Genomic DNA, 18,977 nt, shown 5'->3' with positions numbered 1-18,977 from the left:
ACCGGTGTAATGAAAAAAGGCATCCGTATTCTATGGCTGTTCCTGGGTGGGCTCCTCCCCCTGCCAACGGCCGACGCTACGCCCCCCGCCGACCCCCTCACCGCCCTCATCCAGGAGGCAATCCGGCGGGTGGTCCGCCAGGTAGACCTGTCGATCCAGCGTCGCCAAAACGCGGTGATCCGCCTGCAAAATGCGCAGAAGGTCCTCGAAAACACGATGACCCGACTGCACCTGGACGAGATTGCCGACTGGGTCCGCCAGCAGCGCGACCTCTACCAGGAATACTACGAAGAGCTCAAAAAGGTCAAGGCGGTGATCGCCTCCTACTACCGCATCAAGGAAATTGCCGACAAGCAGGCACGGATCGTCACCCAGTACCGAACGGCCTGGGCCCGTTTCCAGCGGGACGACCATTTTAGCCCGGACGAACGGGCCTACCTGTTACGGGTATACACCGGCATGCTGGAGGAAACCGCCCGCAGCGTGGACCTGCTCACGCGGGTTGTGCGGTCGTTCACCACCCAGATGAGCGACGCCCAACGCCTGGCCCTCATCGACCAGGTGGCCCGGCAAGTAAATCGGATCGACGGTGAGCTGTCGAACTTCAACCGGGAGAACCAATCCCTGAGCCTTTCGCGGGCGAAGGAGGCCTCGGATGCGAAACAAACGCGGGCGCTATACGGCCTGGACGATGCGTAAGCGGATCATGAAACGAATGATCCGCCTGGGGCTCCTGCTGGGGCTGGGACCCGGCTGCTGGGGGCAGGAGGTCCCGCCGCAACTGATTGAGCAAATCGCCCAGTACCGGGCCTACCTGGCCTTGGTCCAAAAGGGCTACGAAATCGCCCGGGTGGGGCTGGATCGGATTTCCGACCTCAAAAACGGCGAATACCGGCTGCATAAAAATCACTTTGATTCGTTGGCCATCGTCAAACCGACCCTGCGCAACGCGCCGATGGCTCAGGCCATCGTGGGTCAAGCCCGGGGTACGATCCTGCTGTACTGGCAACTGGACGGCATTTTAAGCCCCGTCCCGTACTTATCGGCGGCGGAAAAGACCCACCTCAAGGGCGTGTTTGATCGGCTGGCCTGGGAGGCGGTGGACCTACTCAAACGCCACGAGGCTGTCCTCACAAACGGGGCGCTTAGGCTGTCCGACGACGCCAGGATACGCATCCTGGAACAGCTACACCAGGCTACATCGGCCAACTACCGCCGGGCCCGGCAAGTGCTGGAAAGCAGCCGCCTGCTCGCCGCGCAGCGGCAGGGCGAACAAACGGAAACACTAAATGGCCGGATCTGGTACGGCCTCCATTAAATCCAACCGAACCCATGAAAAAACGACCCAAACCCCTGGCCCTACTGCTCCTGGCGATCGCCCTGGCGGGGCCGGTCCAGGCCCAGGAAACCGAGATTGCCCAACTGGTCCTGAACCTCGAAAAACTCAACCAGCTCCGGCAGATTCTGGATGAGCTCCGGAAAGGCTACGAAATCCTGTTCAAGGGCTATACCACGATCCGGGACCTGACGCAGGGCAACTTCAAGCTGCACGAAACCTTCCTGAACGGGCTGTTGAAAGTAAACCCGGCCGTTAAAAATGACCCGCGGGTGTACGACATCATCGACTGCCAGCTAGCCCTGGTCCGGGAGTATCGGACCGCCTTCACCCGCTTTTCGGCCCGGGGCTCCTTGACGGAAGAGGAACTCCGGTACCTCAGGCGCGTGTACGACCGCTTACTCGCAGAAAGTATCCAAAATCTGGAGGCCCTGACCCTGGTTATCACCGACCAAACGATGCGGGCCTCGGACGATGAGCGGCTCGCCGCGATCGACGGGATCTACCAAGACCTGGCAGACAAGCTGGTATTCCTGCGGCATTTCAACGGAAACGCGGCGGTGCTGGCCGCCCAGCGGGAACACGAACGGGTTAACCAGGAAGTCATCACCGGCCTGTTTGGCCTCCATCCCTAAACCCGGCGACCATGAACCGTTGGACGAAAACGGCCCCCGGGCTGGGGGCCACGCTCCTGGTACCCGGCCTGGCCTCGGCCCAAGGGTACGGCGAACAGATCCGGGGCCTTAATGCCGTGCTTGACGCGCTCTACTGGGACATGATGCCCCTTTGCGGCCAATTGATCAACGTGGGCCGGGGGATTGCCGGCTTTGCGGCCATCTGGTACATCAGCCACCGGGTGTGGCGTCACCTGGCCAACGCGGAAGCCATCGATTTCTACCCCCTTTTTCGGCCTTTTGTCCTGGGGTTCGTCATTCTGCTGTTTCCCCGGGTGATTGCCCTCATCAACGGCGTGATGGCCCCCACCGTGTCCGGTACCTCCGGGATGGTCACGGACTCGGATCAGGCCATCGCCCGGCTATTGAAGGCCCGGGAAGAAGCCGTCCGGAACTCCGGGTTCTGGGAGATGTACGTGGGAGATGATCAAAAGGGAAACCGGGAAAAATGGCTACGCTACACCTACGGAGAGGACTATTCGGAAGGGTTTGGGGACGGTCTGGCCAACGACCTCAAGTTTTACCTGGCCAAGCAGTCTTACAACTTTCGGAACGCGATCAAGGCGGCCTTGAGTGAAATCCTGCGGGTTGTCTACGAGTCGGCCGCGCTCTGCCTGAACACCATTCGCACCTTTTACCTGATCGTGCTGGCCATCGTGGGGCCCCTGGCCTTTGGCATCGCCGTTTTCGACGGCTTTCAGCATACGCTCACGGCCTGGATCGCGCGCTACCTGAACATCTTCCTCTGGCTCCCGGTGGCGAACCTTTTCGGGGCGATTCTCGGCAAGATTCAGGAAAAAATGATCGCCCTGGACATCCGGCAGATCGAAGGCAACGGGGATACGTTTTTCTCTCCGCACGACACGGCCTACCTGATCTTTCTCATCATCGGAATCGTCGGCTACTTTTCCGTGCCCTCGGTGGCCAACTACATCATCCACGCCGGGGGCGGCAATACCCTGCTGTACAAAGTAACGACGCTCATGGCCCACACGGCGACCGGACTGGGGAACCGGGCGTTTCCCGCCCGGGGAGGTTTTGGGAGCCTGCCCGACCGTGCGCGAACGCAACCCTAAAACCTGTTGGCCCATGTTCACCCAAGCAAAACGAATTGACACGGCCTTCCGACACGTCCGGGCCTTCACGATGCTGGTCGTTGTGGGTAGCGTGACCGTGGCCAGCTTAGCCGTTTACCAAAGCTACCAATTGGCCCGGCAGCACCAACAAACGGTCTATATCCTGGCGGGTGGGAAGGTACTGGAGGCTTACGCCTCCGAACGCGGAGAAAACATTCCCGTGGAAGCCCGGGACCACGTGGCCACCTTCCACCGGCTGTTCTTTACGCTTTCCCCCGACGACAAGGCCATCCAGGCCAACCTGTCCCGGGCGCTCTACCTGGCCGACGGCTCGGCCAAAAGCCAGTACGACGCCCTGAAGGAATCAGGATTTTATACCGGGATCATCGCTGGCAACATCAGCCAGGAAATCGTCCTTGACTCGGTGGTGGTGGACCTGAACCGCTCCCCCTACTATTTCCGGTGCAACGCCTTGCAACGGATCATTCGTCCGACGAGCCTGGTCAGCCGAAAATTGGTCACGGAAGGGTACCTGCGCCCCCTGGCCCGAAGCGACCGCAATCCCCACGGATTTCTCATCGAGAAATGGAAAATACTGGAAAACCAAGACTTGCACATTCAAACCCGTTAAACGTATGTTCTACGATTTCAAACCAACCAAAGGGAAGCCGGGCGAGGCTTCCTCCGACCCGCTGGCCGCATCGATGGCCCGAAGGCTGCTCCGGTACCAACGCCGCGGGGCCGACCACCTGGGTTGCCTCTTCGAAAAACTCCCAACCGCCTGGATCAAAGTCGGCGGGGTGGGCGTGGCCTTGACGGCGGGCGCGTATAGCACTTACCTGTTGGCGACGGGCCTGTACAGCCGAGAAAACATCCCTCTGACCCCTTCCCTGGCCCAAGTCCACACCTGGCTGGGCATCCCATTCGGTCTGCCGCCGGTGGAACCCCGGCGGCAGACCGACAGCCTGGCCCGGGAAGCGGTTGCGGACAGCCTCCCGCCTCGCCCTCCTTTTTCCTTTTCAACCCTCCCAACCCCACCCAAGCCATGGAAACCCTAAGCCATTCCCCCACCTTTTTACGCCAGCGGCGGTTGTATACCGTGCTGCCGGTACTGGTTCTGCCGTTTCTGACCTTGCTGTTTTGGTCGGCCCGCCCCTACCTCAGCCCCCAAGCCGCCGTAGCCCCCCCCGGGGGGCTCAACCCCCACCTGCCCGAGGCCTTCCTGAAAGAAAAGGACATGGACAAGCTGGCCTACTACCGAAAAGCCACCGAGGACTCCCTAAAACGGCTCGAACTCCTCAGGAAGGATCCCTACCGACAGCTGCCGGTCGCCACTCCGGCCAGAGCGGAAAAGGTCCTGCAGGGGCTGGATGGGGGTAGTAAGCCGGAAAAACCCGTGATTTACCGGGGGCAGGTGTACACCGATCCCGGCGAGGCCAAGGTCTACGCCAAGTTGAATGAGCTGGAAGCGGCCCTGGCCACCAGCGCCGAACCCCGTTTCCGCACGTCCGCGCGCGCCCGGGGCGACGCCTCGCCCGGCGTACAGCCGTCCCCGGAGAAGCTGGTCCCACTCTCCCCACCGGCCATCCAGCCCCTTCCGGTCAACCCGGAGCTCCTCCCATGGGAGACGCGGATGGCGGGCCTCAATCCGGAACCCGATCCGGAAATTCAGGAATTACAAGCCCTGCTGGATAAGATTATTTCCATCCAGCATCCGCAGCCCCCGGGGGACTCCCTCCGTCCGGGAGACGAATTGCCCCTTCAGCCCGAATGTACGGTAACCCTAGCCCGGGATCAGGTGCCGGTGGCGCGGCTGGAAGCGGCTCCCAACGCACGGCCCGAGCACGACCGGCTGGGGCCTGCCTCGCCGCAACATGGTTTCTTTTCCCTGGACGACGAAAAGCCGGAACCGCTTCAGAATGCCCTGCCGGCCGTCGTGCACCAGGACCAGACGCTCGTCTCCGGGGCTACCGTCAAATTACGGCTGACGGCCGATGTCTACCTGAGTGGGCAGCTCGTTCCGGAAGGAAGCTTCCTGTACGGCACGGCTTCGATTCGCGGAGAGCGGCTGCGGGTGGAGGTCGGTTCCATCCGGCGGGACAACGCCCTGTTCCCCGTTAAACTATCCGTCTACGACCTGGACGGAATGGAAGGGATTTACGTACCCGGTGCCCTGGGCCGAACGGTGGCCAAACAATCCCTCAGCCAGGACCTTCAGGGACTCAACCTAGAGGTTCTGAACCCCTCCCTGGGGGCCCAGGCGGTGCAGGCCGGCCTGCAGACCGCCCGTACCTTCTTGGGGCGCAAGACCCGCCTGGTTCAGGTAACGGTCAAGGCCGGGTACCAGGTTTTGCTCCGGGACCATCACGCGAGCGCCCTTTGATTTCCCCTCTTCAATCCCTAGTACGATGAAGCTACATCCTTGGTTCCACATCCTCATCGCGGCTTGGATCATCTCGAGTGACACGGCGACCGCGCAGGTACAACTGCTGCCCATTCCACCCGAAACCCTCCACATTGCCGACGACCAAACCGTTAGCCTGCTATTTCCGTACCCAATCCAAAGCGTCGACCTGGGAACGCGGGACCTGTTGGTCCAGATGCCCCCGGGCATGAAGAACCTCCTGCACATCAAGGCAGCCCGCAAGGATTTTACCCCGACCAGCCTCACCGTGGTGACGGCCGAGGGGACCCTGTTTACCTTTGCGGTTTCCTGGGCCGAAAAACCCGTGCTGGCCCTCCAGGTGGTGAAGGATGGCAAGGTAGCCAGCGCCCAATTCAGTACCCGTAGGCAGGCCTGGGAAGCCGAAGCGACGGCCGCCTGGATTGCGGAGCGGGAAAAACCCAGGCGCCTGGCCCAAAAAAGACAGGATGGTCTGGTGCTGAGGCTGACGGGCCTCTACCTAAAAAACGACCTGTTGTACTACCGCCTGCGGGTGGTCAACCGCAGCCCGGTCGGTTTCGATTTCGGCGGGCTCCGCTTCTTGGTCCGCGCGAAACGAAAGGTTCGCCGCGGGGCCGTTCAGGAAGAGGAACTGATTCCCGTGTATACCCACGGAAATACCCAAACCCTAGCCGGAAATAGTGAAAGCGTGCTGGTATACGCCCTACCCAAGCACCATTTGCCGAAGCAAAAGTACCTGGCCGTGGACCTGACTGAAGCGCTCCGGGGGGATCGGCAGGTTCCGCTTAGGCTGCGGGCCAGGACCCTCCGACGGGTCCTCCCGATAACCGGCACCTTTGAGTTAGCGAGATAAAAAACCAGCACGAAGATGAACCAGAAAAATTTTGAATTCCTACGGGACCAGCTTAAGTATACCGGTTTCGGAGAAGGACTGGCAGAACCGCTCCGGGCTAACCTGCAACGCCAGGAGCCGACGTTCACCCTGGAGCACCGCACCGCTTACGGGACGGACGAGATGCACACGACCCTCTACTTCAAAAAATCGCCGGAAACGGATCGGTATTTTTTCAACAAGTACGCCGTATCCCTCCAAGAGGGGCCACAGGGCACCCCGTTGCGCCACACCTTTTACGTCCACCGCGACCAGGCTTTTACCCACAAGGAATCCTACAACCTGTTGAAAGGGCGGGCGGTTAACAAGGACCTGGTCAGTAAAGAAGGGAAGCCCTACAATGCCTGGGTCGAAATGGATCTCAACCCCGCCGACAATGGCTCCTTTACCTTCAGGAAGTATTCGGGCAACTACGGGTTTGACCCCGAAAAAGCCCTGGGGAAGCTACCCCTTAGGGGGCTTTCGGAGGAAACCGAGCAGCAGCGGCTCCTGCAGGGGCTTCGGAAGGGGAACGTCGTGCCGGTAACCTACACGGCTGAGGACGGCTCGGAAAGGAAGGGATTTATCCAGACCCATCCCCGGTTTAAGCAGGTTCACCTCTACGATCAGAACTGGCAGCGGGTCCGGCTCGGCCCGCGGGAAGCCACTAGACCCGTGGATGCCGACACCCCGCAAAAATCCGCACGACGGGGGGCCGTCGAAGCGGATGCGGAGCACGAACCGGCTATAACCCAGGCCAGAAAAAAAAAGGGGATAGCAAGGACCTAGACCAAGGGTCGACCCTGGCGTATTTAGAAGAATTCTTGAAGGAGGCGGAGAAGGATCCCCGAATCGGGCCGACGCACATCGGCCTGTACGCAGTCCTGGTTGGGCGGTGGGCCAACCTACCGGCCCCCGGGCCGTTGAAGGTCTTTGCCCGGGACGTTTCGAGTCGGGCCAAAATGGGATGCTCTACCTACTACCGACTGGTGCGGGAACTGGCCGTCGGGGGCTACCTAAAGTACGAACCTTCCTACGACCCTAAGCGCCCGAGCCGGATCTATTTCCGCTCGGACTACTAGTAAAGCTCCCTTAATGTTCGGAAGCAGCTCTTCCTCGAAACGATGGAAGGCCATCATCTTGGCTCAGGGGGCGCTCAGAAGTTCCTTGGGAGAATCAGGCGCTTGGCATTTCTACGGAACCGCCTTTGAGAAGGTTGCTGTTGCCATCCGTTCCGGTTGGGCAGGTGGCTAACCGTGTCGTGAGGCTCCTCCGCGATTTACAATCTCTTTTTCTTTGATACTGGCTTCGCCTTCCGGTTGCCCCCCTGCGCTGGGGTAGTTTTTTACCGGTAAAGCTGCCATCCCTGTCCCAACTCATCGGCACTGCTGATGTTTTAGAGCCACCGGCAAAGGACGCGGTTGAACAAATAGGGTTAAGGGCAAACAGGAAAGAGAGCTCAAGCAAGTTCTATGCAGGTTGTGCCAAACGGAATATTTTTAGGGAATTAATCTGGAAAAAGGTGGGCGCGCAACCCTTTTAGCTGACAGTCCAACCGACCCCGGCTTACCGTATAGAAAGCCTGGTTCCGCGGTGAACGGACGAATCATCGTAGGGATATCTAATGGCATAGGGATACGAACCCGCAGGTACGTAAGCATTGCGGAAGTTTCCGTCCCAAGCCTTACCGCCTCCCTGGTTGTAGAATACAAGTTCGCCCCAGCAGTTGTAGATAAACGGCTCCGAGGCCGGAAAAGCCGCCACGTTTTTAAGGTCCAGGGTATCATTCAGCCCATCCTAATTGGGGTAAAGGCCGAGGCGATGTGAAGCTCGGCAAACCACCTCCACCCGAATAGAGTCTTTACCTATCCCGACACCTCCCACCATAAAACGGATGCGTTTTTCGGCCAGCAAATGCTCGCTCCACCCATGGAGGCTACCGTAACGGCAGGAGCCGTCAACGGCATAGACCTGCCTTTGAACCGTATGTCCGAAGGCCACGACCACTTAGCCATCAATCCGATTTAGCCCACGGCCCTACGGCGGTAAGCCCCTACCGGCGAAGAGCAGTTCGTTGCAATCCTCTTTCCGACAAATAGCACTCCGGTAATTTCTGAATAGCCAAAAGAGAAATAAGGCAAGACCCATTTGTCTTACTCATGGCACCATAAGCATCACAGATCCGCCTGTTTAATAATCTCAGTAAACAGTAAAACCTTATTCCGATCTGGCTTGTAAAATAAAAACGCTTCCACATCCTTCGCCATATCATTCATATCCAATGCTTCACAATGGGCCAGCAGTCGTTCTTTTAAACCCATAGCCTCTTGAATAGCTACTTTCTGAGATAGGTAATCATAGTTCGGCCGAATGCCGCGTCCCAGCAGAAAGACCACATCAAAAAAATCACGCCCCTTGTTGCGTGGACGATTTAAAATGGCATAAAATTTCTGGGATAGAATAAGGGAAGCCGGTGTTATAAAGATACGGACCAGCGTGTCGAAGCGATTGAGCAGAACCGTTTCCGGCTTGAAGGCGAATTGCTGGGCCTCGGTATCCAGCTGAATCAGGATTTTCTCCTGCTCATAACCGGATAAACCATGCTGAAACAGCATATTCGGAAAGCGGATATAGCAATGGTAGGCGCCTTTGCTAACGGTTTTAAATTCGACTTCATATCCTTGTAACTCCAGTCCTTCGGCAATTAGAACGGAAACCTGATCAAACTGCTCGGCGGTGAGGTTGAAATTATCGAAGTCCAGATCCTCAGAAAACCGCTGATTGTCATGAATCAGCCGCAGGCAGGTCCCGCCTAAAAAAGCAAACTGGCTCCGAAAATCGCTGTTAAATAGAATTTCCAGGATTCGACACTGTAGGTATTCCCTTAGCATGAAGCGATGTGCCTGTTGTACATGCCGGGGAAACGAACGCTGAATATGTTGCAGGTTAATCATGAGAGGTCTTTAGCTGCTGGATGAGGAGGTTGGCCAGACGTGTGACACGTGCATTTTGATAAAAGGCAGCATATTCTTCAAAGATTGCTGGCTGTGTGATGTCGGCTAAGGTTAGCCAGTTCAACCGCAAGCCATCCAGGTCAACCTGGTCCCGGAACTGAGGATTCAGGTAAAACGTATCCAACAGGGCTTTTTCGGGTTCAGCCAGTAAGACCGGCTTATTCTCCCATCGCTGAATACGATAGCCGAAAAAAAGTGCTGGTTTGATGTGTTGATAAACGAACGTACCAATGGGCGTATCAAACGATTTGGTTTTATGAGTTGAAACCGAATAGGTTTGATAAACGCCTTCTGGGATCAGTCCATAGTAGCTCAGAGCGGTCCAGAGCGAAACATACGAATCCCGGTAGATACGGTTGGCCGTATAATAGGTGAGCTGTTCCGTAAGCGGTTGATCCGTCCAGCCGTAGAAACGGTTGATAATTTTCTGAATATAGTTTTTCTCCTGCCAGTCCGCCAGTCGTCGGCTCTGGAAGCGAGGAAAAACTTTTAGCACTTCGTGGAGCTCAATGAGGCCGCTATCCCGAAAAGCTTTTTGAAAGGTGATAAAATCCATTCGTTTCCCTTTTTTGCGAAAAATAGCATAAAAAAGAAATATATACTAATTCTGCATTCTTGCTAAGCCATTACTGTCGTTAAAAGAGATGCGGATGTTCCCTCTGTACACTACCCAGTCTCAGTGCGTCGGTTGGTCTATCTTCGTGGTCTCGACTCGTGCGGCCCGCAAGTAGTTCGAGTAGGTGTCCGTCGTTGCCTTTGCCAAAAAAATTGAACAGAATAGTCTTTTAGTAAAATCCTTAACTTACAGACTGGAATATTCAAGGGAAGATGGCGAGGTTTAGTAAGACTGGACAACCAGCCCGACGGGTTGGCGGGTAATACTCAGCTGTGTAATCGGCCAAAAGAGCTGGTTAGGAAGCCTCTTAATGAGCTAATGGGCAAAACGAAATTAGCTACTTTTACCACGATTTACACCTTTTTCACAAACTCCACAGCCTGAGCCTGCCTACTAGAAAGGTGAAGTCAATCCCTTCCAATGGCTCAAATTTGCTTTGGAAAACATCATGACCCTCCAGCACACAAACCTCCCTAATCTGCTCCCGCAGAATTTAAAAACCTACGCTGCAAACACATCATTCATTCGGGCGGATAGCTGTATTCAACCGTTTAGCAAGCGCTCCTATTTGCAATATATAGTTATCCTTCAACCAGGTGCGCCAAGCGCTTCAAATCCAGGAGGAAAAGGTTCGAGATTTGTACTTTATAGTCCGCCCAAACGGTACAAGTCGAGAAATTCGTCACTTGTACCGTTTTTTTTTATTTGTAAATCCCTCTTCATCAAGTAGATAAAACGCACCGCTTCGTTAAGGCGGGCGGTTCGATAACCACTTCCGTTAGATACGAGATTTCCCGGAGCAGGTTTGCCACTCTCCCTTCCAGTCATCCCAATCCATCCGGATCGTACCGAAAACCCGCCTTGGAAGAACCAGGTTCATGCTTCTTTGAGGAGGAAAAGTTGTTTCAACGGTTCCGCTACGGTTCTGACGTCCTAGTCAAAATACCCATAATACCGCCCCATCCAATAGGCGAACAAAAAGTAGGTACCGGTTTCTTCCGTTTTCCCCCCGTTGCCTGAATCCAACCGCTTGGGGTTCGTATTCCATCGCGATACACTGCTCTGCGCAGATGGGATTGGCTTTAGGGCCTGCGGCTGTCCGGATCGGTCAACCAGGGGATCACGTTGCAGGTCCCAGCGATGATGGTTTTGCATGGTCCAGTCGATCTGATCCAGCGGATAGTCCATAAGCTCCTGGCGGGCTGCCTCCAGGTCACACGCTTGTTGCAGGAAAGCACTCGCCATGACATTCCAGACGGGCATCCGGTCGCCGCGGACCGCCTCCCAGCTTCTAAGCAGACTTTGTTCATATAACCTCCGGTTCGGATCGCCATCACTAAACTGAAACAGTCCATAGTAAGGAAAAAACGTCAGAATGTCGTCGGAATGACTGGTCTCGAAAGGGCCAAATTGCTTGGCCTGAACGGCATTGACGGCATAGCCGTGTTCTTGCACCAGTTTTTGGTAAACCGTTTCGTATTTTAGATTCCCCGTGAAGTGAAGGGCGGTTTTGAGGTGCGATAAAATCTGTAGGGAATTTAGCCCCTTTTCATAGAGCCAGCGGGGAGCGTGGTTGAGCGAGTCCGGATTCCAGACCCCCCAACGGGTGGGCTTCCCGTCCAAGTCTACCAGATGGTAATTGTTCTCCACGATGTGGGTCATGATACGATCGATCAACCCCACGATCCGCTTCTTCTGACCCGCATCGGCTACCAGGTCATGGAACAGAGAAAGGGTGAAAAAATGCCCGGCAATTTCATCCGAACTCGTATCGTCTAACCAAACCCATTGCCCATCCGGCGATGGGTGCCACTGCTTGGGATGCGGCGAGGCGGACTGCTTGACGCTGTCGGTGGCCAGCGCGTACGAGCGGGCAGGATAACCGGGAATCCCGGTCACGGTCTCCAGCCGTTCGAGTGCTTCGAAGGTCCGAATGGCGCGTTGCTTGGCTTCTTCTGATCCGGTTGCCGCATACCGATAGCATTCCGCAGCCAGGAAACAGGAGGTCCACAGCCCGTCATTGTCTTCGTTTTCCATATAGCTGGTCGCCAGGTCTCCCACGTTGGCTAACTTCGACACGTTGATAATCCCCCTACGGTTGTGCCGCTTTTCAATGAGGTCAGCAAAGTGAGCCGCTTTTTCTTCAAGGGTCATGGTCTGTTGGCTGATCTCACCGATTCCCTGGTCAGTTGCGACCCAAATAGTGCCGGGGGCGATTTCGCAAATGTCCGTTACCCGGTTGCCGGGTAGCCATCGTTTTCCCCAATAGTAGTGCCAGGCCGTGTCTTTTTGAATGACCCCCTCGGTCGTACCGATCCACAGTTCCTCGCCGATCAGTCGCATGACACGGGCCGGCCCATAGGGGAGTCCGTGGGCACCGCTCCAAGCCTCGTGTTGACCGTTTTGGCGGATTACCCCGATGGAATGGGGGGCCCCGTAGTAAAGCGCATCCCCCGCCGTGTTTAGAGCCAGGGAATGGTAATAGCGCTCGTTGCCAACCGCCATCAGCGTTTCGTCCAGGTTGATCCATTGCTTTTTTTTTCGTTGCCAGAGACCCTCAGAGGTGGCCACCCACAGGGTACTATCGGCATCCTGGACTAGTGCGTGGACACCCCTTCCTTTTAGGGGGTGGATTGGTTGCCAGGTGTCAGCCATCCAGTATAACCCGTCGGTCGTGGCAGCATAAAGTTGGTTTTCTGAATCCCAAAAGAATTGGGTGACCGGGTCGGCGAGGGCCGATAAATCGATCACCTGCCGATTATCCTTCGTAAACAGGCTTTTGGAGTTGGAAAGCCAAAGCGTTCCGCTTGGGTCGTAAACGGCTTGCTCTACCGGTACCCGCAGGGAGTCACTACGCCAAGCACCGTTGTGGTAGGGGAACACGCCGTTTCGGGTGATGACAACAACGCCCTCGTCGCTGGGCAGGATTCGCAGAACAGCCTTACCGGCTGACGGAGGTAGATCGATTATCCGGCTTCGTTTTTGCTGAAACGTTTTAGCAGGGGTGCTATTTTGAGGTCGGCAGCCGTATCCAACGGCCAACCAGAACAAGATTAGAAGCCTTGCGCTCATGCATTTGGGGTTTAGGGAGATTGATCCTTAGGCTGTCCGCAGGTATAGTAGCTCCCAAATGGAAAATCAGGCTATTAAATGGCTACGAAAAAAACAGTAAGGAATCTTCTCCGGGAGGTAGCGCAGGGGTAGGGTAAATTTTCCTGCTAGTGCAGCCTTTAGAGCATGCTGTTTTCGACCTAAATTTTTACAAGTACCCCCAACGTACTTTAAGGCAATTATCGAGTCTAAACTAAATACTAACGCACCGAAAAATCTGTTTTCAAGCGGAACAATAAACGATCTGTACCCTTTTTCATCTAAGAAGCTGTTTGCGTTCGTTTCTTTAAGCTGCAACATTGTCTTTTCGGCTGCAACCGCTCGGCGGTCCGATTCGTTATTTTTTCAGCTCGTAGCTTCCGGCTGAAAAAATGCCTCGTTTCGCTCGAAAAAAAGGTACTTTACAAAATTTTTCATGTACCCTTATTTTCGAACGGACTGTTGCTTATTTCAAAATCCTTTTTAACTTTGCATCACAAAGTACTTTGATCGAAGAGAGAGACAAAGAAATGAGTGCAAGTGCGGGTCCCGGCCTTTAGCAAAACCCTGCCCTTGCTCGTAGCAGGCCCGAGAGAAAAATCAGGGTTATTTTTTTAGCCATCTACTTTGAAAAACAAAGTACTTTATAACAATGCAAAGTGCTTTGTTTCGCCGGAAAACCGGCTCGTGGATGAATCCGTGTATTACCAACTTATAGTTAAACATAAAAACAAAAAATCAGTATGAGAACCATGAACAGCACTTCCCTCTTTACGAACTCCATCAGCTGGCTATTTGGCATTGTGGTGGTCGCCATCGGCACGATCAACGTTTTCTGGGGCAACGACCCCGGCTTTGGCATTTTTCTGCTTCTGCTTTCGTGGGTGTACGCTCCCCCGCTCGCTACCCTATTCAGGGAAAAAACCGGTTGGCCGCTTCCGGGCGCGGTGAAAATCGTACTGGGCCTATTTATACTCTGGGCCGCCCTGGGCGTTGGTGAACTCTTCGACAAAATTGAGCTGATGCGGGGTACTTTCTGATCCGTAATCCATTCCTCCGTTAACCCTTAGATCATGCTGACGTTCCATAAAAACTACTTTGGATGGGCCCTCTTGCTCTTGGCGATGGAAGTGCTCATCGCGCTTTTTGTCCGGGACCCTTTGGTACGTCCGTATCTGGGGGATGTTCTCGTGGTTATCCTACTCTATTGCTTTTTCAAAGCGTTTCTCAGGGTACCTGTCTATCCGCTGGCTTGGTGCGTTTTGTTTTTCGCAGGTACCCTGGAATTTCTCCAGTACCTCCGGCTGGTGGAGAAGCTGGGCTTGGAAAAATCAACCCTGGCCCGAACCCTCCTGGGTACTTCCTTTGCCTGGCTGGATTTGCTGGCTTATCTGGCGGGTACTTTTCTTATTCTGCTAGTCGAAAAATGGCGGGAAAACGTTAGGCATAAAGGTACCCTAAGTACCCCTATGTAACACTAAATCAGGTAAAAGGTAATGATTGCAGATTTCAATACGCCCACGCTTCGCGAAAGTAGCGTCCATTTTGTGAAGGAGGGCTCCATCGTGCGGCAGATTTGGGGGAACGCCGACACCATTCTGGTTATTTTTGCGGGTGCCGCCGCGGAGTTTGCCCTCAACAAGGCCGTGGACTGGCTATACTTTACGGGCCGCCTCCCGGCCGATCCGCTCGGTCGGCTTTTCTCCACCGTTTCCTACGCCCGGGCCATCGTGTTTTCGGAGAGGAAGGCCGCCCTGCGCGCCATCGAGGCCATAGCGGCCATTCATGCCGACGTAGAAGCCAAACGCGGTACCCGCATTCCCGACTGGGCGTACCGCGACGTTCTCTTCATGCTGATCGACTACTCCATCCGGGCCTACGAGTTGCTGGATCGGAAACTCAGCCGAGACGAAAAGCAGGAAGTCTTCGACGTATTTTATGAAGTCGGCAGTCGGATGGGGGTACCTGGCCTGCCCGAAACCCTGGAAGCCTGGGAAGCAATGCGGCAAGAACACCTCCTACAGGATCTCCAGCGCAGCCCCTACACGCAGGACCTGTTCCGGCAGTACCGCAAGCACCTGGGCCCGCTGCGGTACCGCATTCTGCTGGAGACGCAGAAGCTGGTAGCGCCCTCAAGGGTACTTTCGTTGCTGGGTTTCCACCGACAATCCTTCCTGAAGCCTTTGCTGGGGCTTTACAAGTTGAGCCGTATCTTCAAAGTCGATTGGCTTCTGAAAGAACTCATCCTGCCAGCCGAGTATAAAAAGCAAATCAATGCACTGGATCAGGTACCTGCGGGGAAGCACCGATAGATTCGAAGGGCCTATGGTTAAAGCAAGCTAATAGACTCTTTTCCTCCAAAAGACCACCAAGCCCAGCCCCACCAAGATCAGGAAACCCTTCCAGAGGTATGAAATACCCGAAAAGCGTACGGCTCCCTGGGGCGTAACGGTATAATACAACCCATACTGCTCGGCAGTGGCATATTCTTTCTCAAAGGGCTCCGCCAGGGTGAACTTCCGGTCGGTAATGGGCCTGCCCTCTGTATCGAGGTACCTATACTTTCCGTTTTGCCGTACCAGGGCCGCGCCGTGGTTAAAGTACGACGCAAACTCGTAATGCAAAGGGGTAGTTTGACGCCCCGTGGTGTCGATATGCCCGAACCGCCCCGCAATGGCCACGCTAGCGCGGTTATCATTGGTAAAAGGAGCCGCCGCGTCGTACTTAAAAGGGATTACCGTTTCGCCCCGGCGGTTGATACACCCCCACTTCCCGTCTTTCTTGACCCAAAACAAGCCCAACGTAGGTTTATGGGTACTTTCATACAAAAAGGGAATAACTACTTCCCCGGTAGTTTGATCCACAAAACCGTAGCGGTCGCCGTAGCGCACGCGTTCCAGTCCCTCGCCGGAAAAGGTACCCGCGGGATCGATCTCGTCCAATACCACCGGGGTACGTACGAAGTACCTTTTGTCGATAAACCCAAACTTTCCCTTGTAATGCAGCGTGTACCGACCCCGGCTTTTTTTGATCTCTTCCTCCGTATAGCGACTTGGCACCCAATAAAGGGTCCAAAGATGCCCGTCTTTCGGCCACATCAAATCTTCATCGCAGTCGTAATTACAAGCGTGCGAAGGAATCGCTTTATCAATCTGAAAATCATGAGCGAATAGCTCCACGGGTACTTTATAGATCTCCTTGCCCGTGGTGTCTAGGTACTTAAGCCCGTACTGCATTTCGCCCTTGTAGATCACCCAAGCCATCCCATCCCGAAAACGGCTGGCGGCGTAGTAGATCGGGGGAATCACTATCTCTCCTCTTTTATTGATATATCCATGTACATTGAGCAGTCCGTTACTATTCTCAAAAGGGACAAACTCGGCCAAGCCGTTGGAGAAGCGGCCAATGTCGCGGTAAGCCGGAGTAAGGGCTTTGCCGTTTTTATCCAGCAGGTAGGTTTGGTACGTATTACAAAAATCGTTGGTGATTTTTACGATATAGACCTCCCCTTGCTGGTAGTAGTCACGGTAGTTTTTTAGCCATTGAGGCTTATCCGTCTTTTCATTGGCCTGAGCGAGGACAGGGTACTTATGGGCGAAGATCCACAATAAAATCAGAGGGAGAAATGTACGCATAGGTAGGTACTGGCGTGAAAAATAAAGTTCGCTGGGGCTTCCGTAGGGTACCTGGCTCACAATTCTCCTTAAAACTACATATTTTCTTTCTATAATTCAAGTACTTCTACAACCATTTCCCACGCAAAACTACCTTCGCGTACGGCAAAGCGGGTACCTGACTGCACCAGGGCACTTTTTGGAGCGCCGTCCGGTTATGAAAAGCAAAAAAGGTACTTTAATCATGGAATTAGGAATAAGCTCTTTTGGCGATCTGGTACCTGACGGCGTAGCGGGTCGGGCCGTCAACGCTCACCAGCGCATGCAGGAACTGTTGGAAGAAATAAAACTGGCCGACGAAGTGGGGCTGGACGTCTTTGCCCTGGGCGAGCACCACCGCCCCGACTTCGTGATCTCGGTACCGGAGGTGATCCTGGCCGCGGCCGCCAGTGTGACCAAAAACATCCGGCTGTCCAGCGCCGTGACGGTACTTAGCTCCGCCGATCCGGTGCGGGTGTTTCAGCAATTTGCCACGCTGGATCTGATCTCCAGCGGCCGGGCCGAGATCATGGCCGGGCGGGGTTCGTTCGTGGAGTCCTTTCCGCTTTTTGGCTACGACCTCAAAGACTACGACGAGCTCTTTTCCGAAAAACTGGAGCTGCTCCTGAACATCAACCAGCACGAAGTAGTGAGCTGGCGGGGCAAGCACCGCGCGGCCATCCCCAACCGCGGCGTGTACCCCCGCCCCTACCAGTCCGAGCTGCCCATCTGGATTGCCGTGGGAGGTACCCCCGCCTCGGCCGTACGGGCCGGAAAACTCAATCTACCCATGACGGTCGCGATTCTGGGGGGTACTTTCGAACGCTTTGTGCCCTTCACCGACCTCTTTCGGCAGTCGGCCACGGAAGCTGGGCATGATGCCAGCCAACTACCCCTGGCCATCAATACGCACTTTTACGTGGCGGATACCTCGCAGCGGGCATCGGACGAAATTTTCCCGTCGTACTCGGCCCTGATGAACCGCGTCGGGCGCGAGCGGGGCTGGTCGCCGCTGGGCAGGGAGCAGTTTGAGTACCTGCGGCAAGACGGTCCGCTGATGGTAGGAAGCGTGCAGCAGGTCATCGACAAGATCCTGTACCAGCACGAGCTCTTCAAAAGTACCCGCTACCTGGCGCAACTCGTAACGGGCCACATTCCGCACCAGCAGGTACTGCGGGCCATTGAGCTCTATGGTACCCAGGTAGCTCCGGCGGTACGCAAGGCCCTGGGCGTGGAAGTGGTGTAGCGATAGCAAGGTAAAGGTACTTGTACAAACCAAGTACCTTTACCTTCTGGCTAGTCCTGGGTGTGTCCTGCCTCGAAGATAAATAGCTATTTAGGTCATTACCCCTTATATTTAAGTACCTTTACGTAGAAGTTGATTGGCCAGATTCGCAAACAACCGACTACAGGCAGTCTGCCTGATGCTCGCGTAGAGGATGTGATTGTCTGCATTTTGGGCCTCGCCTTCAATACTAAAAACACGGCCCAGTTTCTCCCTAGCTTGCCAACGCCACCCAAGTACTTGTCGTTTCAAAGTTGACGAACTTAGTAAGCTGAGTATCATCCCAATCAGATCGCTTATGAAACTATACATTAAGTACATGGTCAGCCTGAGGTGTAAAATGCTGGTAAAGGAAGAGCTACATAAGCTGGGGTTGGACAAGGTCATTGTAGAGCTGGGCATGGTGGAAGTCCTGGAAGAGATTACACCCCAGCAGCAAGCCCAGCTTAAACAAAACCTACTTCAGTCGGGCCTGGAGCTACTCGACGACAAAAAGAGCATCCTGATCGAGAAGATAAAAAACGTGATTGTAGAAATGATTCATTACTCGGAGGACTTACCCAAAATGAATTTTTCCGACTACCTCAGCACCACGTTGGGCTACGATTACACCTACCTCTCGAATATCTTTTCGGAGGTAAAAGGCATCACCATTCAGCAATACATCATAATGCACAAAATTGAGCGGGTCAAAGAGCTACTCCTCTACGACGAACTCAACCTTACGGAGATTTCTTATAAACTGCATTACAGCAGCGTAGCTCACTTATCCAACCAGTTCAAAAAAGTTACCGGGCTGACTCCTTCCTACTACAAACAACTAAAACAGATGCGCAACAGCAACCTGGAAAACATGTGATTTATGTAATACACCGCGCCAGAACTGTAAGGTTTGGTTTTACCGAAAACCCTACCTTTACACATTATAGCACCAATGCTCATCAACTTCTAAATAGTC

Annotated in this window: 20 protein-coding genes; 15 read left to right on the top strand and 5 right to left on the bottom strand. The window is 54.7% G+C overall.

Features of this window, described 5'->3' with window-relative positions:
* Window positions 1–9: 9 nt before the first annotated feature.
* From HNQ92_RS23525 to HNQ92_RS23480, 10 genes are read left to right on the top strand one after another with little or no spacing between them, the layout of a single operon-like run.
* On the top strand, window positions 10–699 hold the full coding sequence (locus HNQ92_RS23525) for a conjugal transfer protein TraI (RefSeq protein ID WP_184178010.1): 690 nt from the start codon (window positions 10–12) through the stop codon (window positions 697–699).
* Window positions 656–1,318 (top strand): hypothetical protein, encoded by a 663-nt coding sequence (locus HNQ92_RS23520; protein WP_184178008.1) that lies wholly within the window; start codon window positions 656–658, stop codon window positions 1,316–1,318. The genes HNQ92_RS23525 and HNQ92_RS23520 overlap by 44 nt, the downstream gene beginning before the upstream one ends.
* Window positions 1,319–1,332: 14 nt before the next feature.
* Entirely contained in the window at window positions 1,333–1,971 is a 639-nt protein-coding gene (locus tag HNQ92_RS23515; protein WP_221307530.1) for a TerB family tellurite resistance protein, read from the top strand.
* Between the two features lie 11 nt (window positions 1,972–1,982).
* Window positions 1,983–3,086, top strand: coding sequence for a conjugative transposon protein TraJ (traJ, locus tag HNQ92_RS23510; RefSeq protein ID WP_184178006.1), 1,104 nt, complete (start codon window positions 1,983–1,985; stop codon window positions 3,084–3,086).
* Window positions 3,087–3,099: 13 nt separating this feature from the next.
* On the top strand, window positions 3,100–3,717 hold the full coding sequence (gene traK, locus HNQ92_RS23505) for a conjugative transposon protein TraK (RefSeq protein WP_184178004.1): 618 nt from the start codon (window positions 3,100–3,102) through the stop codon (window positions 3,715–3,717).
* A gap of 4 nt (window positions 3,718–3,721) precedes the next feature.
* Window positions 3,722–4,144 carry a hypothetical protein gene (locus HNQ92_RS23500; protein WP_184178002.1) on the top strand — a complete coding sequence of 141 codons (423 nt, stop codon included), beginning with the start codon at window positions 3,722–3,724 and terminating at the stop codon, window positions 4,142–4,144.
* Window positions 4,132–5,469: a conjugative transposon protein TraM gene (gene traM, locus HNQ92_RS23495; protein ID WP_184178000.1), complete on the top strand. Its 1,338-nt coding sequence runs from the start codon at window positions 4,132–4,134 to the stop codon at window positions 5,467–5,469. The genes HNQ92_RS23500 and traM overlap by 13 nt, the downstream gene beginning before the upstream one ends.
* A gap of 25 nt (window positions 5,470–5,494) precedes the next feature.
* Window positions 5,495–6,343, top strand: a complete 849-nt coding sequence (locus HNQ92_RS23490) for a DUF4138 domain-containing protein (protein ID WP_184177998.1) — start codon at window positions 5,495–5,497, stop codon at window positions 6,341–6,343.
* A 15-nt stretch (window positions 6,344–6,358) separates the two neighbouring features.
* Window positions 6,359–7,150: a hypothetical protein gene (locus tag HNQ92_RS23485; protein WP_184177995.1), complete on the top strand. Its 792-nt coding sequence runs from the start codon at window positions 6,359–6,361 to the stop codon at window positions 7,148–7,150.
* A gap of 35 nt (window positions 7,151–7,185) precedes the next feature.
* Window positions 7,186–7,443, top strand: coding sequence for a hypothetical protein (locus HNQ92_RS23480; RefSeq protein ID WP_184177993.1), 258 nt, complete (start codon window positions 7,186–7,188; stop codon window positions 7,441–7,443).
* A 484-nt stretch (window positions 7,444–7,927) separates the two neighbouring features.
* Here the strand turns inward: HNQ92_RS23480 and HNQ92_RS29230 are convergent, their stop codons facing one another.
* The 4 genes from HNQ92_RS29230 to HNQ92_RS23460 form a co-directional block, all read right to left on the bottom strand.
* Window positions 7,928–8,152, bottom strand: coding sequence for a T9SS type B sorting domain-containing protein (locus HNQ92_RS29230; RefSeq protein WP_425504311.1), 225 nt, complete (start codon window positions 8,150–8,152; stop codon window positions 7,928–7,930).
* A gap of 383 nt (window positions 8,153–8,535) precedes the next feature.
* On the bottom strand, window positions 8,536–9,315 hold the full coding sequence (locus HNQ92_RS23470) for a nucleotidyl transferase AbiEii/AbiGii toxin family protein (protein ID WP_184177990.1): 780 nt from the start codon (window positions 9,313–9,315) through the stop codon (window positions 8,536–8,538).
* The gene (locus tag HNQ92_RS23465) at window positions 9,308–9,931 is read right to left on the bottom strand and encodes a type IV toxin-antitoxin system AbiEi family antitoxin domain-containing protein (RefSeq protein WP_184177988.1); all 624 of its coding nucleotides are present in this window, start codon (window positions 9,929–9,931) and stop codon (window positions 9,308–9,310) included. Before HNQ92_RS23465 ends, HNQ92_RS23470 begins: the two co-directional genes overlap by 8 nt.
* Before the next feature lie 993 nt (window positions 9,932–10,924).
* Entirely contained in the window at window positions 10,925–13,063 is a 2,139-nt protein-coding gene (locus HNQ92_RS23460; RefSeq protein WP_184177986.1) for a ligand-binding sensor domain-containing protein, read from the bottom strand.
* A gap of 770 nt (window positions 13,064–13,833) precedes the next feature.
* Between HNQ92_RS23460 and HNQ92_RS23455 the strand changes: the two genes are divergently transcribed.
* From HNQ92_RS23455 to HNQ92_RS23445, 3 genes are read left to right on the top strand one after another with little or no spacing between them, the layout of a single operon-like run.
* Window positions 13,834–14,121: a hypothetical protein gene (locus HNQ92_RS23455; RefSeq protein ID WP_184177984.1), complete on the top strand. Its 288-nt coding sequence runs from the start codon at window positions 13,834–13,836 to the stop codon at window positions 14,119–14,121.
* 33 nt (window positions 14,122–14,154) lie between these two features.
* On the top strand, window positions 14,155–14,556 hold the full coding sequence (locus tag HNQ92_RS23450; RefSeq protein WP_184177983.1) for a ribosomal maturation YjgA family protein: 402 nt from the start codon (window positions 14,155–14,157) through the stop codon (window positions 14,554–14,556).
* Between the two features lie 21 nt (window positions 14,557–14,577).
* The gene (locus HNQ92_RS23445) at window positions 14,578–15,393 is read left to right on the top strand and encodes an oxygenase MpaB family protein (RefSeq protein WP_184177980.1); all 816 of its coding nucleotides are present in this window, start codon (window positions 14,578–14,580) and stop codon (window positions 15,391–15,393) included.
* A gap of 27 nt (window positions 15,394–15,420) precedes the next feature.
* On the opposite strand, the gene HNQ92_RS23440 is transcribed toward HNQ92_RS23445, so the two are convergent.
* Window positions 15,421–16,716 carry a WG repeat-containing protein gene (locus tag HNQ92_RS23440; protein ID WP_184177978.1) on the bottom strand — a complete coding sequence of 432 codons (1,296 nt, stop codon included), beginning with the start codon at window positions 16,714–16,716 and terminating at the stop codon, window positions 15,421–15,423.
* A 223-nt stretch (window positions 16,717–16,939) separates the two neighbouring features.
* Between HNQ92_RS23440 and HNQ92_RS23435 the strand changes: the two genes are divergently transcribed.
* Complete coding sequence (locus tag HNQ92_RS23435) at window positions 16,940–17,980, top strand: LLM class flavin-dependent oxidoreductase (RefSeq protein WP_184177975.1); 1,041 nt, start codon at window positions 16,940–16,942, stop codon at window positions 17,978–17,980.
* Between the two features lie 337 nt (window positions 17,981–18,317).
* Window positions 18,318–18,878 (top strand): helix-turn-helix domain-containing protein, encoded by a 561-nt coding sequence (locus HNQ92_RS23430; protein ID WP_184177973.1) that lies wholly within the window; start codon window positions 18,318–18,320, stop codon window positions 18,876–18,878.
* The last annotated feature ends 99 nt before the right edge of the window (window positions 18,879–18,977 follow it).

The sequence above is a fragment of the Rhabdobacter roseus genome, assembly GCF_014202275.1.
Taxonomy (GTDB): Bacteria; Bacteroidota; Bacteroidia; order Cytophagales; family Spirosomataceae; genus Rhabdobacter; species Rhabdobacter roseus.
The sequence above is the reverse complement of the archived record's forward strand: the minus strand, read 5'-3'. Positions and strand labels throughout refer to the sequence as shown.

Bases quoted from the DNA above. Each gene is read 5' to 3' on its own strand.
- HNQ92_RS23525 (WP_184178010.1), top strand. From the start codon at position 10: ATGAAAAAAGGCATCCGTATTCTATGGCTGTTCCTGGGTGGGCTCCTC.
- HNQ92_RS23485 (WP_184177995.1), top strand. From the start codon at position 6,359: ATGAACCAGAAAAATTTTGAATTCCTACGGGACCAGCTTAAGTATACC.
- HNQ92_RS23430 (WP_184177973.1), top strand. From the start codon at position 18,318: ATGAAACTATACATTAAGTACATGGTCAGCCTGAGGTGTAAAATGCTG.
- HNQ92_RS23520 (WP_184178008.1), top strand. From the start codon at position 656: ATGCGAAACAAACGCGGGCGCTATACGGCCTGGACGATGCGTAAGCGG.
- HNQ92_RS23450 (WP_184177983.1), top strand. From the start codon at position 14,155: ATGCTGACGTTCCATAAAAACTACTTTGGATGGGCCCTCTTGCTCTTG.
- HNQ92_RS23445 (WP_184177980.1), top strand. From the start codon at position 14,578: ATGATTGCAGATTTCAATACGCCCACGCTTCGCGAAAGTAGCGTCCAT.
- HNQ92_RS23435 (WP_184177975.1), top strand. From the start codon at position 16,940: ATGGAATTAGGAATAAGCTCTTTTGGCGATCTGGTACCTGACGGCGTA.
- HNQ92_RS23515 (WP_221307530.1), top strand. From the start codon at position 1,333: ATGAAAAAACGACCCAAACCCCTGGCCCTACTGCTCCTGGCGATCGCC.
- HNQ92_RS23490 (WP_184177998.1), top strand. From the start codon at position 5,495: ATGAAGCTACATCCTTGGTTCCACATCCTCATCGCGGCTTGGATCATC.
- HNQ92_RS23440 (WP_184177978.1), bottom strand. From the start codon at position 16,716: ATGCGTACATTTCTCCCTCTGATTTTATTGTGGATCTTCGCCCATAAG.
- traK (WP_184178004.1), top strand. From the start codon at position 3,100: ATGTTCACCCAAGCAAAACGAATTGACACGGCCTTCCGACACGTCCGG.
- HNQ92_RS23465 (WP_184177988.1), bottom strand. From the start codon at position 9,931: ATGGATTTTATCACCTTTCAAAAAGCTTTTCGGGATAGCGGCCTCATT.
- traM (WP_184178000.1), top strand. From the start codon at position 4,132: ATGGAAACCCTAAGCCATTCCCCCACCTTTTTACGCCAGCGGCGGTTG.
- HNQ92_RS23455 (WP_184177984.1), top strand. From the start codon at position 13,834: ATGAACAGCACTTCCCTCTTTACGAACTCCATCAGCTGGCTATTTGGC.
- traJ (WP_184178006.1), top strand. From the start codon at position 1,983: ATGAACCGTTGGACGAAAACGGCCCCCGGGCTGGGGGCCACGCTCCTG.
- HNQ92_RS23470 (WP_184177990.1), bottom strand. From the start codon at position 9,315: ATGATTAACCTGCAACATATTCAGCGTTCGTTTCCCCGGCATGTACAA.
- HNQ92_RS23460 (WP_184177986.1), bottom strand. From the start codon at position 13,063: ATGAGCGCAAGGCTTCTAATCTTGTTCTGGTTGGCCGTTGGATACGGC.
- HNQ92_RS23500 (WP_184178002.1), top strand. From the start codon at position 3,722: ATGTTCTACGATTTCAAACCAACCAAAGGGAAGCCGGGCGAGGCTTCC.